We start from the raw sequence: 14,476 nt of genomic DNA on the forward strand, positions 1-14,476 counted from the left end.
TCAGCGGATGTCGGGGGTCCAGGTCACGCCAAACATCCACGCCCGACCTTCTTCGCGATACCCGTACTGGCTGCCCTGGTAGCTGTACAACGCCCGGCTGTAACCCTTGTCCAGCAGGTTGTCGACCTTCAGCTCCAGCCTGACTTCACGATTGAGCTCCCAACTGCTGCGCAGCCCGAGCAAGGCATAACCGCCGAGGGGCTGTTGATTGTTCAGGTCGTCATAGCTGCTGCTGACCGCTTGCCAACTGGCGCCGAGGCCCAGGCGATCGAACTGTCGGTCCAGATCCCAACTCAAAGTGCGGCGCGCGCGGCGGGCCAGGGTATGACCCGTGTCGCGGTCGCGCGGGTCGATGATCGCCACGCCGAGATTGCTTTGCCAGTCGAACAGTTCCTGCTTCAGCGTCGCTTCGAAGCCGTTGATCCGCGCCGAGGCGACGTTCTCGGGGCGTGAGTTGCTGCCGAAGATGATCGCGTCTTCAAGGTCGGTGCGATACAGCGACGTTTCCAGGCGACTGCTCTCGGTCAATTGGCTGCGCCATTGCAGCTCATAGCTTTTCGAGGTTTCAGGCTTGAGGTCCGGGTTGCTGAAGTCGGGGTAGTACAGATCGTTGAACGTCGGTGCGCGGAAGCCTTCGCTGTAGGTGAACAGCACTTCGTTGTCCGGGTTCAGCGGCAGGGTGAAGGTACCGCTCCAGGTGTTCTGGCTGCCAAATTGCTGGTTGTCGTCGTGACGCAAACCCAGCTCCGTGGAGAAACGGTCGGCCCGATAGCGATGCTGGATGTACGCCGCACGGTTCCAGCGACTGTCTTCATCGAACGCGGTGCTGCTGTTGATCCGGTCTTCATACCAGTCACCTCCGAGCAGCAGACTGTTGCGCTCGTCGAGCGTCAGGTCGTTCTGCCAGTTCACCGAATCCCGGTAGGTGTTGAACACGCTGCGTTCGTCACTGAGTTTGTCGAGGGTCTTCTCGCGGTTTTCGCTGTGGCCGAACTCGATGCGGGTTTTCCACAGGTCATTGATGCGCGCGTCGATGTAACTGCTGACACTGCTCACATCGAATTCGTTATCGGGCTGCTGTTGGACCGACTCGAACGTATTCATGTCGAAGCGCCCGAACGGGTTGTCGAACTCGCTTTTGCCGCGATTATCCAGCGCGTTGGCGCCGATCTCGATGTCATCGCTGAGTGCGTGGCTAACGCTCAGGCTGAACGACTGGTTTCGGTACTCATCATGGTCGCCGTCGCTGGGGTAAGACTCGTGGGTGCGATTGATCCCGGCGCTTTCATCGAGGCTGGCACCGAGGTTGAAGCGGGTGCGCTCATCGCCACCGGACAGGCCAAGGCTGTGCTCCCAGGTCTGGTTGCTGCCAAACGCCGTGTGCAGGCGCGGTTGCAGGCCCTGCTCGCCGCCCCGGCGGGTGAAGATCTGGACCACCCCGCCAATCGCATCGCTGCCATAAATCACCGAACGGGAGCCGCGCAGCACTTCCACGCGTTCAACCTGTTCGATGTTGATGTGTTGCAGGTTGCTGTCGCCGGAGGTCGAGCTGCCGATGCGCTGGCCGTCCACCAGCACCAGGCTCTGGGCTGATTGCGTGCCGCGAATGTAAACCCCCGGCACACTGCCGCGCCCGCCGGCCTGCGAGACTTGCACACCCGGTACACGGCGCAGCAGGTCAGTGATGCTATCGGGTTGCAGGCGATCGATGTCGTCGCGGGTGAACACGGTGTTGGCGGCGCTGCTGTCGTTGCGCGCTTCGACCTCTCGGTTGGCGCTGATCAGCACGTCGGGCAGCTTCAGCGCTTGATCGCGTTCGAAGGTGTCGGCCAGCAGTTGACCAGCCGGCAGCAGGGTCAGCGTCAGGGCGAGGGGAGAGAGTTTCATCGGAATCCGGGCTTTCACAGACAACGCATGCCCCCGTAGGAGCTGCCGAAGGCTGCGATCTTTTGATCTTGATTTTTCATGCCTGGAGCCACCGAAGGGCAAGATCAAAAGATCGCAGCCTTCGGCAGCTCCTACACAGGGGGATGTTTACAGGTCGAGCAGTTGCAGGCGCTCGCGGATCGAAGCCTCGATCCCGGCTTCATCCAGCCCGCACTCGGCCAGCATTTGTGCAGGCTTGGCGTGCTCGACGTAGATGTCCGGCAAGCCCAGGTGCAGCATCGACTTGAGGATGTTTTCCCGGGCGAGGAATTCGCTGACCGCGCCACCGGCGCCGCCCATGATCGCGTTTTCTTCGACAGTGACCAGCAGCTCGTGACTGCCGGCGATTTCGCGCACCAGCGCTTCATCCAGCGGCTTGACGAAACGCATGTCGACCACGGTCGCATCCAGCGTCTCGGCGACTTTCAGGGCTTCGGCCAGTTGCACGCCGAACACCAGCAGGGCGACTTTGCTGCCCTGGCGGCGGACGACGCCTTTGCCGATCTCGATCGGCTCGAGGTCTTTCTCGATGGTCGCGTTCGGGCCGTTACCGCGTGGATAACGCACAGCCGCCGGGCCTTCGTACAGGTGACCGGTGGTGAGCATCTTGCGCAGCTCGTTTTCGTCGCTCGGGGTCATCACCAGCATGCCGGGGATGCAGCGCAGAAACGACAAATCGAAGCTGCCGGCGTGGGTTGGACCGTCTTCGCCCACCAGACCTGCACGGTCGATGGCGAACAGTACGTCGAGGTTCTGCACCGCCACATCGTGGACAAGCTGGTCGTAACCACGTTGCAGGAAAGTCGAATAGATGGCGACCACGGGCTTGGCGCCTTCGCAGGCCATGCCGGCCGCGAGGGTGACGGCGTGCTGCTCGGCAATGGCCACGTCGAAGTAGCGCAGCGGGAAACGTTCGCTGAATGCGACCAGGTCCGAGCCTTCCTTCATCGCCGGGGTAATCCCGACCAGGCGCGGATCGGCCGCTGCCATGTCGCACAACCATTCGCCGAACACACCGGAATATTTCGGCCCGCTGGCCTTTTTCGGCGCGGCGGCGGGGGCGTCCAGCGGTTCGAGTTTGGTGATGGCGTGGTAACCGATCGGGTCGACTTCCGCCGGGGCGAAACCTTTACCCTTCTTGGTGACGACGTGCAGGAACTGCGGACCTTTCAGGTCGCGCATGTTGCGCAGGGTGGCGATCAGGGTCGGCAGGTCGTGGCCATCGATCGGGCCGATGTAGTTCCAGCCCAGCTCTTCGAACAGCGTGCCGGGAACCAGCATGCCTTTGGCGTATTCTTCGGTGCGACGGGCGATTTCCCAGGCACCGGGCAGGCGCGACAGCACTTTCTTGCTGCCTTCGCGCATGCTCGCGTAGGTGCGGCTGGAAAGGATCTTCGCCAGATAGTTCGACAAGCCACCGACGTTGCGCGAGATCGACATGTCGTTGTCGTTGAGGATCACCAGCATGTTGGCGTCCACTTCCGGCGCGTGGTTCAGCGCTTCGAACGCCATGCCCGCGGTCAACGCGCCGTCGCCGATCACCGCGATCGCCTTGCGCTCGCTGTTCTGCAGGCGGGCGGCAATCGCCATGCCCAGCGCGGCGCTGATCGAGGTGCTGGAGTGGCCGACGCCAAAGGTGTCGTACTCGCTCTCGGAGCGGCGCGGGAAGGCCGCGACGCCGTCCTTCTGGCGCAGGGTGCCCATGCGTTCGCGACGACCGGTGAGGATCTTGTGCGGATAAGCCTGATGACCCACGTCCCACACCAGCCGGTCGTCCGGGGTGTCGAAGACGTAATGCAGCGCGATGGTCAGCTCGATCACGCCCAGGCCTGCACCGAAATGCCCACCGGTCTGGCCGACCGTGTAGAGCAATTCCAGGCGCAACTCATCGGCCAGGGTTTCCAGCTCGGCTTCGCCTAACCGGCGCAGGCCGTCCGGCGTGTTCGCGCGGTCGAGCAGGGGCGTGGTCGGGCGCTTGCGGGGAATCTCATGAAACGTCGTGGGCATCAGGCGAATCGTTATAGGTATAAAAGATGCGGCAGTTTACCTGATGCATCGTCCCCTGCCCACGCGTTGGTCTTTTTTGGCGGATTCGCCTTCAACTGCGGCGATCGACGATATACCGGGCCAGATCCCGCAACGGCTCGGCCGCCGCGTCAAACGGTCGCAGGGCGTGCAGGGCCTGGTCGCGCAGCTCAAGGGCATAGGCCTTGGCGGCGTCGAGGCCGAGCAGGGCCGGGTAGGTCGGCTTGTCCCGGGCAATGTCGGCGCCCTGGCGTTTGCCGAGGGTGGCGGTATCGCTTTCGACGTCGAGAATGTCGTCCTGGACCTGGAATGCCAGGCCGATGGCCTGTGCATAGGTCTGCAGGGACTTGAGTTCGTCTTTCTCGGCACGGCCGCTGGCCAGGGCGCCGAGTTTGACGCTGACTTCGATCAGCGCGCCGGTCTTGTGCCGGTGCATGTATTCCAGGGCTTTCTGGTCAAGCTTCAGGCCGACCGAACCGAGGTCGATGGCCTGACCTCCGACCATGCCCGCCGGGCCCGCTGCCAGTGCCAGGGCGCTGACCATTTGCAGGCGGATTTCGGCCTCCGACGTGCTCAGGCGCGGGTCGAGCAGGGCGCTGAAGGCCAGGCTCTGCAAGCCGTCGCCGGCGAGGATCGCGCAGGCTTCATCGAATTTCTTGTGGGTGGTGGGCTGGCCGCGACGCAGATCGTCATCGTCCATGGCCGGCAAATCGTCATGCACCAGTGAATAGGCGTGGATCAGCTCCACCGCACAGGCGGCACCGTTGGCTTGCTCAGGCTTGCCGCCCAATGCTTCACACGCGGCGTAGGCCAGCAGGGGACGCACGCGTTTGCCGCCGTTCATCACGCTGTAGCGCATGGCTTCGTACAGCCGCGCCAACTCGGGGCCTGGTGCCGTGAACAGGGTTTCCAGAGCCGCATTGACGCGGGCCTGGCTGGTGGCCGAGTACGCTGCAATCATTCTGGCTGATCCGCGTCGAAGGGTTCCTCGGCCAACTCGCCATCACGCTCGAGCAGTACCTGAACCTTTTGCTCGGCCTGGGCCAGCGCCGCCTGGCAATCGCGGGTCAGACCGATGCCTTGCTCGAAAGCGGCCAGCGAGTCCTCCAGCGACAATTCGCCATTCTCCAGACGCTCCACCAGCGTTTGCAGGTCGGCGAGGGACTGTTCGAAATCCAGTGCAGCTTTTTTGCGGGCCATGGCGGCGATTTCCGGTTGACGTTAAACCGGCGCGACACTAGCAGATAGGGGGTTTATGGGCAAACTCACAGACGACGCACACCCCCTGTAGGAGCTGCCGAAGGCTGCGATCTTTTGATTTTGTTTTGTTGAAGCAGGATCAAAAGATCGCAGCCTTCGGCAGCTCCTACAGTACCGGGTTATCAGGATAGTGGATTCGGTAGCGGGTGCTGCGCCCGCCACCGGGCAGGCGTTGCAGACAACCCTTATCCAGCAGTTCGGCCAGATGACGGGTTGCGGTCGCTTTGGATACTTTGGCGACGGCCTGGTATTGAGCCGCACTGATGCCCTGCTCGAAGCCTCTTTCGCCACCATCGAGCAAGCGATTCAGTACCCTGGTTTGCTCGGCCGACAACCCGGATGTTTGGTGCGCCTGCCAGAATCGCGCCTTGCCTAGCACACTGTCGATCCGTGTCATGGCTTGTTGCAGGCTGAGCAGAAGCGTTTGCAGGAACCACTCCAGCCAATAAGTGACATCGGTCGTAGCTTTTTGACTCGTTTCCAATACCCGGTAGTAACCGGAGCGGTCCTCAAGAATGCTTGCCGACATTGCGTAAAAACGAATCGCCTGAGCCTCGCCCTGTGCCAATGCCAGATCGGTAATGGTGCGTGTCAGGCGACCATTGCCGTCGTCAAAAGGGTGGAGTGTGACAAACCAGAAGTGTGCGATGCCAGCACGCAGCAATGGGTCGAGTCCGGCCTGGTTTCGGCCGCTCTCAAACCAGTCGAGGAAGACTTCGAGTTGACGCTCAAGGCCCGGTCGAGGCGGCGCTTCGAAGTGTACGGTCGGCTTGTCGAGACGACCGGAGACGACCTGCATCGGTTCATCGCCTTGCAATGTACCGACACGTATCGCCCGGGCGCCGAGGTCGCCGTCCTGCTCCGGAAACAACCATCCATGCCAGTGCAGCAAGCGGTCCAGTGTCAGCGGCTCGGCAAAATGCTGAGTCGCATCAAGCATCAATTGCGCAAGACCTTCACTGCGTTGGCTGACTCTATCGCCATCAACCAGATCCAGACCCAGGCGTCGAGCCAGTGACGAACGAACGGAGCCGACGTTCAGTTGTTCACCTTCAATGGCCGATGAGGTGACGATGTTTTGCAATAACGCATCCAGCTCACTTTGTGCGCTCAGCGAACTGCCCACGGAACTGGCCATGCCCATTAGCCGACCTTGTGCTTGAACGCACTCGCGTAACAAGGGCGCCAAGCGTTCGGCATTCCAGGTGAACTCTGGCCAATCAGGCTGCTGCCATATCCATCGAGGTGTCATGAACTTGTTGCTCTAAGTGGGGGTGAGCCGATTGGATCGGTTATTCGGCTCACATAATGAGCCGAATATGGCGCGTATTCGGCTCACCGTCCACCCGTTATCGTGATTCCCGCCGCAATTTCGGAGCCATCCGATTGTTAAAAAACACCCGAATGGCTAACCTTCGAGCCCTATACGACCTGGCAGTCACGGGTCTTTCAGACGAAACGCAGTATTCCCATCTGTAACGCGCCCAGGATCAGGCGCAAGGTTTCGTCATGCATGGCAGGAGGCGTCGCATGCGCTCATTTCTTTTGCTGCTGATCGGGCTGGCTATCGCGCCCTCGATTCTGGCCGCGCCGAATGCCGGGTTGTCGGAACCGGTGGGCGGCTGGCGCTACAACGGTTTGCTGGATCGCACGGAAAACCCGCAAGTCGCCTATCCCACGCCGCCCATCGACCGGGGCGTGCAGCGCAATCGCACGATGATCGAAGGCCAACTCAAGGCCCTCGGCACTCAGCGTGGGTCGCACACGCTGGCGGTCAACGGCAATCCCCTGAATCTGTACACCGACGACCAGGGCAGTTTCGCCCGGCCCTATGCGTTCGGCGCCGGTTCCAACAGCGTCGAAGTGCGTAGCGTTGAAGGCCAGTCGCTCAAGCGCGTTCAATTCTATGAAGCCAACAACCTGCGCACCCCGGCGCGGATTCGTGTGGTGCTGGGCTGGGACGACCCGAAGGCCGAACTCGATCTGCACATCATTACCCCCGACGGCCAGCACGCTTTCTGGGCGCACTCGGCGCTGACCAATGGCGGCGGTCTCGACCCGGATGGCGTCGATGGGCCCGGCCCGGAGATGTTCACCATGACCGCACCGCTGCACGGCACCTATCTGGTTTACGTGAACTATTGGGGCAACTTCGGCAGCGAAGGCTATAACTTCGATGAGGCCGGCAACCAGAACGAGGTGATCACCTCGCAGATCAACCTGGTACTCAACGAAAACACCGTCGATGAAAAACGCGAGACCTTTATCGTGCCCCTGCGCGCAATCGGCGACCTGCTGCTGGTCAAGACTTTCAACTATTAAGCATCCCGTTCCACGGATGAACATCGGGTTTTGTGAACATGAGTGATAGCACTGTTACTCCGGCCGCTGGCGCACCCGCGGCCAAACCTTCCCTGCATTGGCCGACGCTGCTGATCGGCATATGCCTGGTCGCTGGCGTGGCCGGTGGGTTGGGGTGGCTCATGCACAAACCCAAGGCGCCGGCGCCTGCGTTGGCCAGTGACAAACTGGGTATGGGCCGGCCGGATGGTTTGCTGGAAACCTACTCCTTGAGCCAATTGCCCAAGGACCTGCTCGCGGTGCCCTTCCTCAAGGAAACCCTGACCGAAGATTTCGTCTTCTACTACGAAACCCACGCTGATCGTCTCGGCTTGATCGGCAGTTTGCGGCGGATCATCTACGAACATGACCTGAAGTTGCAGGACACCCTGATCGAGCAACTGTTCGATCAGCCTGCCGATGTAGCGTTGTGGCGCGGGGCGGACGGGCGGCTCAAGGATTTCCTGCTGGTGATGGATCGCGGCGGCCTGGCCAAGGTGCTGGAACCGCTGGCCAATGTCGCGCTGGACGACTCGCAGTTGAGCAAGGTCGCTGACGTGAAGGTCGGCAGCGAAGACGTGCCGCTCTATCAACTCAATTACAACGCCAGCAAGGCGCTGTTGTTCGCGTCTCATGGCGACAAACTGGTGGTGCTGTCCAATCCGGCGAAACTCTACGATCCGCAAAGCGGTGCAGCGGAGGAATCGGGCAGCGTATCGACCACGGCTATTGCCGCGCTGCTCAATGGTGAAAAGCTGTTTCCCGAAGCCTTCGGCCTGCCGCCTCGTGCGCCGCAGGTGAAACAACGCCTGTCGGTGAATGCCAGCGTGCTGGCCATGGGTTACCAGCGCTTCATTCCGAACTTCGCCGGCCTGCGTTTCGACATGGACGACAAGGGCTGGCACAGCTTCCTGGCCATGGATGAACTGGAGAACCAGCCGGATTTCGATTTCAAGCCGATCTGGCAAGCCATGCCCATGGGGGCCAGCGCTTGCGTGGCGTTGCCCCTGGCTGCCGAACAACAGAAGCCGCTGCTGGTGAAGCTCGGTGCCGAGGAGAAGGTGGCCCAGGCACTGACCGAACACATGGCCGGCGCGGCGGGGCTGTGCTGGTATGCCGATTCTCGGTTGTACACGCCCCTGCTGGTGGCCAGCCTCAACGATGACGACGACGGCAAACTCGATGGGGACCTGGGCAGCCTGTTCGGCTCGATGGTTGGCGCACACGAGAGCAATGTCGAGGACGGTGCCTTCCCGGTGCTGGAAAAACAGGAAGGCCAGAGCCATCAGTGGCAACGCCAGGTCAGCTCCAGTTTCGGGCCTTATGCGGCCAAGGAAGCTCAAGATCCTAATGCCATCACCGGCAAGGCGTTCATGAAAGTCAGCCTGGCGCGCCATGGCTCAACGTTGCTGTTTTCCCTCGACGACAAGCTGGTGGACAAGGCCCTCGGCACCCTCGACAAACGCTTCCCGCCGATGGCCGACGTGGTGCCCAAGGACTTGCTGATGCCAGTCTATTTCGGCCCCGATTCCATGGCGCAACTGATGCAGCAGGAAACCCTCGACAGCCTGCCCCAGGACATGGAACCGGTGTTCTACAACGCCGCGCAAACCTTCCTGATTCCGAAGCTGCGCACGCTCGGTGGCTACGGCAAATACGCCCTGACCTTGCCCGAAGGCAGTGAACCAGACGGCCATTGGCAGTGGCTGCCGCTGGAGTGGAAAGCCCTGTGACGGCATTGATCCGCAGTCTCGGCCTGCTGGCGTTGTTGCTGAGCGCAGGTGCCCGCGCTGTCGAGACGCCGTCGCTCGACCCGCAGCAATCCCAAGTGTTTCGTGCCTGGTTCGTGCGCATCGCCCAGGAGCAACTGAGCCAGGGCCCGAGCCCGCGCTGGTATCAGCAGGACTGCGCCGGGCTGGTGCGCTTTGCCGCCAATGAAGCGCTGAAAGTCCATGACGACAAATGGCTGCGCAGCAATGGCCTGTCCAATCGTTACTTGCCGCCGGAGCTGCAATTGAGCGATGCCCAGCGCGGTCTCGCCCAGCAATGGCAGCAGGGCGGCGGCAAGATCGGGCCGTACGTCAACGCGATCAAATTGATCCAGTTCAACAGCCGTCTGGTCAGCCGCGATGTGTCACAGGCACGCCCCGGCGACCTGATGTTTTTCGATCAGGGCGACGACCAGCACCTGATGATCTGGATGGGCCGCTACATCGCCTATCACACCGGCACCACCACACCCACCGACAACGGCATGCGTTCGGCAAGCCTGCAGCAACTCATGACATGGAAGGACACCCGATGGATACCCGACGCAGCCAACCCCAACTTCATCGGCGTCTATCGACTGAATTTTCTCTCCCAATGACCGGTGCCCGCATGCTGCGTTTTCTGTGTCTGATGTTGGTGTGGATGCTGCCACTCTCGGTGGTTAACGCCGATGACTCGGTCCCGGCCAGCGGCTATGCGCCAGTGGCCGGCGAGAGCTTTTTCCTGCTGGCGGACAGCAGTTTTGCCAGCGATGAACCAGCGATGGTGCGCCTCGAAGCGCCGGGCCGCGACTATCGCCGGTTTCGCATGGAGCCTTATGGCGGCGCGGACATTCGGGTGTATCGCATCGACAAGCCGCTGGACTTCCTCAAGCGCCAGAAAAATCTGCATCGGGTGGTCAGCGATGGCCAGTTCAAGGGTGAAGGCCTGTCCAACACCCTCGCGTACCTGTGGGACAACTGGTATCGCAAATCCCGCCGGGTGATGCAGCGGGCGTTTTCCTACGAGTCGCGTAAACAAGTCACCGAGGAAGTGCCGGAACTGAAGATGGGCAATGCGATGGCCGCGCCAACGCCCTACGATGCACAGCCGCAATTCGCGTTGATACCGGGTTTGCCGGTGGTCAGCCAGTTCCGATATCCGTTGTGGCAGGCCAAGCCGATCCAGCCACCGGCGGGGGTGAACCTGGCCGGATCTTCCAGCGAGTTCGTCAGTGTCGCGCCGGGCAATGTGTACATCCCGCTGGGCACTCTCAAACCGGGTCTTTATCTGGTGGAAGCGCTGATCGGCAAGTACCGCGCGACCACCATGGTGTTCGTCTCCAACACCGTGGCGGTGAGCAAGATTGCCGGTGACGAATTGCTGGTGTGGGCCGCGCGCAAACACGAAGGCAGCTCGGTGCCGAAGGTCAATGTGCTGTGGACCGACGGCCTGGGTGTGATGAGCAGCGGCGCCACCGATAGCGACGGCTTGCTGCGCCTGAAACACGTCAGCCCCGAGCGTTCCTTCGTGATCGGCGAAGACGAAGAGGGCGGAGTGTTCGTCTCCGAGAACTTCTACTACGACAGCGAAATCTACGACACCAAACTCTATGCCTTCACCGACCGGCCGCTGTATCGACCGGGGGATTGGGTGTCGCTGAAAATCGTCGGACGTGAGTTCAAGAACGCGCGGGACTCGGTGCAGCCAAGCGCTGCCGACGTCAATGTGAGCGTGCTCGATGCCACCGGCACGGCCCTGCAATCCCTCGATCTGAAGCTCGATTCCAGGGCCGGCACCCAGGGCCGCTTCCAGTTGCCGGACAATGCCGTGGCCGGTGGTTATGAACTGCGTTTCACCTACAAGGACCAGACCTACAGCAGCGCCTTCCGCGTCGCGGAATACATCAAGCCGCACTTCGAGATTTCGCTCAATCTGGCCAAGCAGGATTACCGCACCGGCGAGCCGGTCAAGGGCAACCTGGTGCTGCTGTACCCGGACGGCAAACCGGTGGCCAATGCGAAATTGAGCCTGAGCCTGCGCGCCCAACAGCTGTCAATGGTCGACAACGAACTGCAATACCTCGGGCAATTTCCGGTGGAGCTGACCAGTACCGAACTGACCACCGACGCCAAGGGCAACGCAACGCTCGACCTGCCTGCCGCCGACAAGCCGAGTCGCTACATGCTCACCGTGTTCGCCAGCGACGGCGCGGCGTATCGGGTCAAGACCACCAAGGAAATCCTCATCGACCGTGGCGCGGCGAACTTCCGCTTGAGCGCGCCCCGACGCTTCAGCGCGGTGGGCGACAAGGTTGCGTTCAGCTACACCCGCGAGGGCGAGCAGGCCCAGGCCGTTACACCGGGCAGCTACGGCTGGGTACGTCTGGAAGACCAGAGCACCGGCGAAGGTAAACTCGCGGCAACCGACAAAGGTTTCACCCTGGCCTTTGACCGACCTGGCACCTACAACCTGACACTCAAGGATGATCATGGCCGGGTGGTCGGCGCCACCGGCCATTCGGTCACCGGCGAAGGTGTCAAAGCCGTACCCGGCACTGTGGAGATCGTCCTCGACAAGCCCGAGTACATCACGGGCGATGAAGCGCTGGCGCTGATCACTTTCCCGGAACCGGTCAACGATGCCTTGCTGTCGCTGGAGCGGGACAAGGTCGAGGCGACCGCGCTGCTGTCCAGGGGCAGTGACTGGCTGAAGACGGAAAAACTCAGCGATACCCAATACCGCGCGCGCATCCCGGTGAAGGACGGCTTCGCGCCGAACCTGACCTTCTCGGTGCTGTACACCAAGGGCGGCCAGTACAGTTTCCAGAACGCCGGCATCAAAGTGGTGACGCCACAGATCGACGTGGCCATCGCCACCGATAAAGACACCTACCAGCCGGGCGAAACCGTCTCGGTGGACCTGACGACTCAATTTGCCGGTAAGCCGATCCCGGCGCACCTGACGGTCAGCGTGGTCGATGAAATGGTCTACGCCCTGCAACCGGAAGTGGCGCCGAGCATCGACCAGTTCTTCTATCACCCGCGACGCAACAACGTGCGCACCAGCGCCAGTTTGTCGTTCATCAGTTATGACGTCGCCTTGCCGGGCAGCCCCGGTGCACCGGGCAAAGCCAATCGCAGTGAGCGCGGCGTGAAGGTGCTGGAACGGCCGCGTCGCGAGGACGTCGACACAGCGGCGTGGCAGCCAGAATTGCTGAGCGACGCCAACGGCAAAACCCGTTTCACCTTCAAGATGCCCGACTCCCTGACCCGCTGGCGCATCACCGCCAGGGCCATCGCCGATGACGGTCAGGTCGGACAGAAGAAGCAATTCGTACGCTCGGAAAAACCGCTGTACCTGAAGTGGAGCGGGCCGAGTCGATTCCGTACCGGCGACAAACCGGACCTCGGTGTGTTCGCCTTCAGTCAGGCCGAGAAACCGCTCAAGGCCGAACTGGTGACCCGTTACGCCGGCAACGAACAGCGCGTACCTGTGACCCTGAACAACGGCATCAACTACATCCCGTTGCCGGCGTTTGAACTGCTCAATGGCGAGTGGAGCGCCGAGCTGGTGCAGGACGGCAAAACCGCTGACGCGTTGGCGGTGAACCTGAGCGCGACCGGTGAAGGCTGGCGGGTGACGCAATCCCAGAGTCTCGATGTGAGCAGCGGCGATACACCGCTGACTCTGCCGGCAGACGCGACCGATATTCGCCTGCGCCTGGATGACAGTCCGCAAGCGTTGTTCCGTTCGGCCCTCGACGACTTGTTGAGCTACCCCTACGGTGGTGTCGAGCAGACTGCCAGCCGCCTGTTGCCGTTGAGCATTGCCTACCCGACGCTGGCGGCGAATCCGCAGATCCGCGATCGCTTGCGCCTGATCATGCAAAACAGTCGCCTGCGCCTGGTACAAATGGCCGGTCCTTCGGCGAGCTTCACCTGGTGGGGCATGGACGGCGAGCCGGACGCGTTTCTCACGGCCTACGCCTATTACGCCGACTGGCACGCCAGCCGGGTGCTGGACCTGAGCCTGCCGCCGGAGCATTGGCAGCGGGTGCTGGAGGTCTACGCCAAACAGGCGAACAACACGCCGCTGCTACAGCGGGCGCTGATCCTGTCGTTCGCCAAACAGATGCAGTTGTCGGTCAACACCTTGCTCAGTGGCCTGATGGATGATCTGGCGAAAGCGGGTGAGGGCAGTGCCGCGAATCTGATGGAAGGCGGTGAAGACAGTCTCGTCATGAGCGATCCTGACTCAGCCCTGGGGCTGGCTGCCGCGCGAGTGCTGACGGCCTCGCTGGCCAGGCAGGCGAAGGTTGTTTTGCCGGATGCGTTCAATCGGCAACTGGCCGACGCGCAGCAACGTCTGGCGGTCAGTTCCCAGCCGTTCGCCGAAGCGCTGAACCTGTCACTGCAACCCTTCGATCAGGCTCACGCCCAGGCGTTGCTGCAACGCCTGTTGCCGCAGCAATCGACCCTGGAACGGGCATTGGCGCTCACCTGGCTGCAACGCAGTATCGAGCAGGCATCGCCCACCATTGCATTGGCCCCGGGTGAAGGCTGGAAGAAGCGGTACGGGGTTTCTGGTGAGATGTATTGGACGTGGCAGGGGCCTGCGCCAGTGCCGGCGGTATTGACGCTGAGCGGGGTGCAGGAGCGTCCGCTGCGCGCTGCATTGAGCTACCGCAGCCAACAGCCGGTGGTGGATCCGATGGCGGTGACCATCACCCGTCGCCTGTCGCGGCTGGTGCCGGGGGATGAGGCTTTCACTTTCAAACTCGAAGCGGTCGGCAACGCGCCACTGTCCAGCGACAACCTCTATCTCGACGAAGTAATTGTCACCAGCAAAGCCGCCAAACCGCTGCGCTACGGCCTGCTGGAGGTGCCGCTGCCACCGGGTGCCGATGTCGAGCGCACGACCTGGGGCATCAAGCTCATGGGCAAGGCTGGCACCGAACCGACATCGCTGGAGAAGGCGCGTTTCGAGCCGGGGCAAATGGCTTATGCCGTTCCGATCGATGCCTTGAGTGGCGAATTGCGCCTGCGGCATCTGGTGCGTTTCTCGCAGAAGGGGCAGTTCAACTTGCCGCCGGTGCGGTTCACTCAGGTGTATGCGCCGCAGCATCAGGCGATGGAACAAAAGGCAGCCCTTGGCCAGGTCACGGTTCACTGAC

At 61.8% G+C, this 14,476-nt stretch carries 9 protein-coding genes; 4 read left to right on the forward strand and 5 right to left on the reverse strand.

Annotated elements, in window-relative coordinates; translation table 11 throughout:
* From AC3WJW_RS16540 to AC3WJW_RS16560, 5 genes are all read right to left on the reverse strand, one after another.
* On the reverse strand, positions 1-1,887 hold the full coding sequence (locus tag AC3WJW_RS16540) for a TonB-dependent receptor domain-containing protein (protein WP_493726702.1): 1,887 nt from the start codon (positions 1,885-1,887) through the stop codon (positions 1-3).
* Positions 1,888-2,034: 147 nt separating this feature from the next.
* Positions 2,035-3,933: a 1-deoxy-D-xylulose-5-phosphate synthase gene (dxs, locus tag AC3WJW_RS16545; RefSeq protein ID WP_493726703.1), complete on the reverse strand. Its 1,899-nt coding sequence runs from the start codon at positions 3,931-3,933 to the stop codon at positions 2,035-2,037.
* A 91-nt stretch (positions 3,934-4,024) separates the two neighbouring features.
* The gene (ispA, locus tag AC3WJW_RS16550; protein ID WP_007970179.1) at positions 4,025-4,912 is read right to left on the reverse strand and encodes a (2E,6E)-farnesyl diphosphate synthase; all 888 of its coding nucleotides are present in this window, start codon (positions 4,910-4,912) and stop codon (positions 4,025-4,027) included.
* The gene (locus tag AC3WJW_RS16555) at positions 4,909-5,151 is read right to left on the reverse strand and encodes an exodeoxyribonuclease VII small subunit (protein WP_007970180.1); all 243 of its coding nucleotides are present in this window, start codon (positions 5,149-5,151) and stop codon (positions 4,909-4,911) included. Before AC3WJW_RS16555 ends, ispA begins: the two co-directional genes overlap by 4 nt.
* A gap of 166 nt (positions 5,152-5,317) precedes the next feature.
* A complete protein-coding gene (locus AC3WJW_RS16560; protein WP_493726704.1) occupies positions 5,318-6,463 on the reverse strand; it encodes a Fic family protein in 1,146 nt (381 codons plus the stop codon).
* A 278-nt stretch (positions 6,464-6,741) separates the two neighbouring features.
* Here AC3WJW_RS16560 and AC3WJW_RS16565 point away from each other — a divergent pair, with 278 nt between their 5' ends.
* From AC3WJW_RS16565 to AC3WJW_RS16580, 4 genes are read left to right on the forward strand one after another with little or no spacing between them, the layout of a single operon-like run.
* Positions 6,742-7,533: a YfaP family protein gene (locus AC3WJW_RS16565; RefSeq protein ID WP_493726705.1), complete on the forward strand. Its 792-nt coding sequence runs from the start codon at positions 6,742-6,744 to the stop codon at positions 7,531-7,533.
* Between the two features lie 38 nt (positions 7,534-7,571).
* A complete protein-coding gene (locus AC3WJW_RS16570; RefSeq protein WP_493726706.1) occupies positions 7,572-9,284 on the forward strand; it encodes a DUF2138 domain-containing protein in 1,713 nt (570 codons plus the stop codon).
* Positions 9,281-9,919 (forward strand): DUF1175 domain-containing protein, encoded by a 639-nt coding sequence (locus AC3WJW_RS16575; protein ID WP_493726707.1) that lies wholly within the window; start codon positions 9,281-9,283, stop codon positions 9,917-9,919. Before AC3WJW_RS16570 ends, AC3WJW_RS16575 begins: the two co-directional genes overlap by 4 nt.
* Entirely contained in the window at positions 9,916-14,475 is a 4,560-nt protein-coding gene (locus AC3WJW_RS16580) for an alpha-2-macroglobulin family protein (protein WP_493726708.1), read from the forward strand. The genes AC3WJW_RS16575 and AC3WJW_RS16580 overlap by 4 nt, the downstream gene beginning before the upstream one ends.
* Position 14,476 lies beyond the last annotated feature (1 nt).

The sequence above is a fragment of the Pseudomonas sp. GW821-FHT07G06 genome, from assembly GCF_058986625.1.

What these genes read in the sequence shown, in the direction of transcription:
- dxs (WP_493726703.1), bottom strand. Translation starts at nt 3,933, where the DNA reads ATGCCCACGACGTTTCATGAGATTCCCCGCAAGCGCCCGACCACGCCC.
- ispA (WP_007970179.1), bottom strand. Translation starts at nt 4,912, where the DNA reads ATGATTGCAGCGTACTCGGCCACCAGCCAGGCCCGCGTCAATGCGGCT.
- AC3WJW_RS16580 (WP_493726708.1), top strand. Translation starts at nt 9,916, where the DNA reads ATGACCGGTGCCCGCATGCTGCGTTTTCTGTGTCTGATGTTGGTGTGG.
- AC3WJW_RS16540 (WP_493726702.1), bottom strand. Translation starts at nt 1,887, where the DNA reads ATGAAACTCTCTCCCCTCGCCCTGACGCTGACCCTGCTGCCGGCTGGT.
- AC3WJW_RS16570 (WP_493726706.1), top strand. Translation starts at nt 7,572, where the DNA reads ATGAGTGATAGCACTGTTACTCCGGCCGCTGGCGCACCCGCGGCCAAA.
- AC3WJW_RS16555 (WP_007970180.1), bottom strand. Translation starts at nt 5,151, where the DNA reads ATGGCCCGCAAAAAAGCTGCACTGGATTTCGAACAGTCCCTCGCCGAC.
- AC3WJW_RS16560 (WP_493726704.1), bottom strand. Translation starts at nt 6,463, where the DNA reads ATGACACCTCGATGGATATGGCAGCAGCCTGATTGGCCAGAGTTCACC.
- AC3WJW_RS16565 (WP_493726705.1), top strand. Translation starts at nt 6,742, where the DNA reads ATGCGCTCATTTCTTTTGCTGCTGATCGGGCTGGCTATCGCGCCCTCG.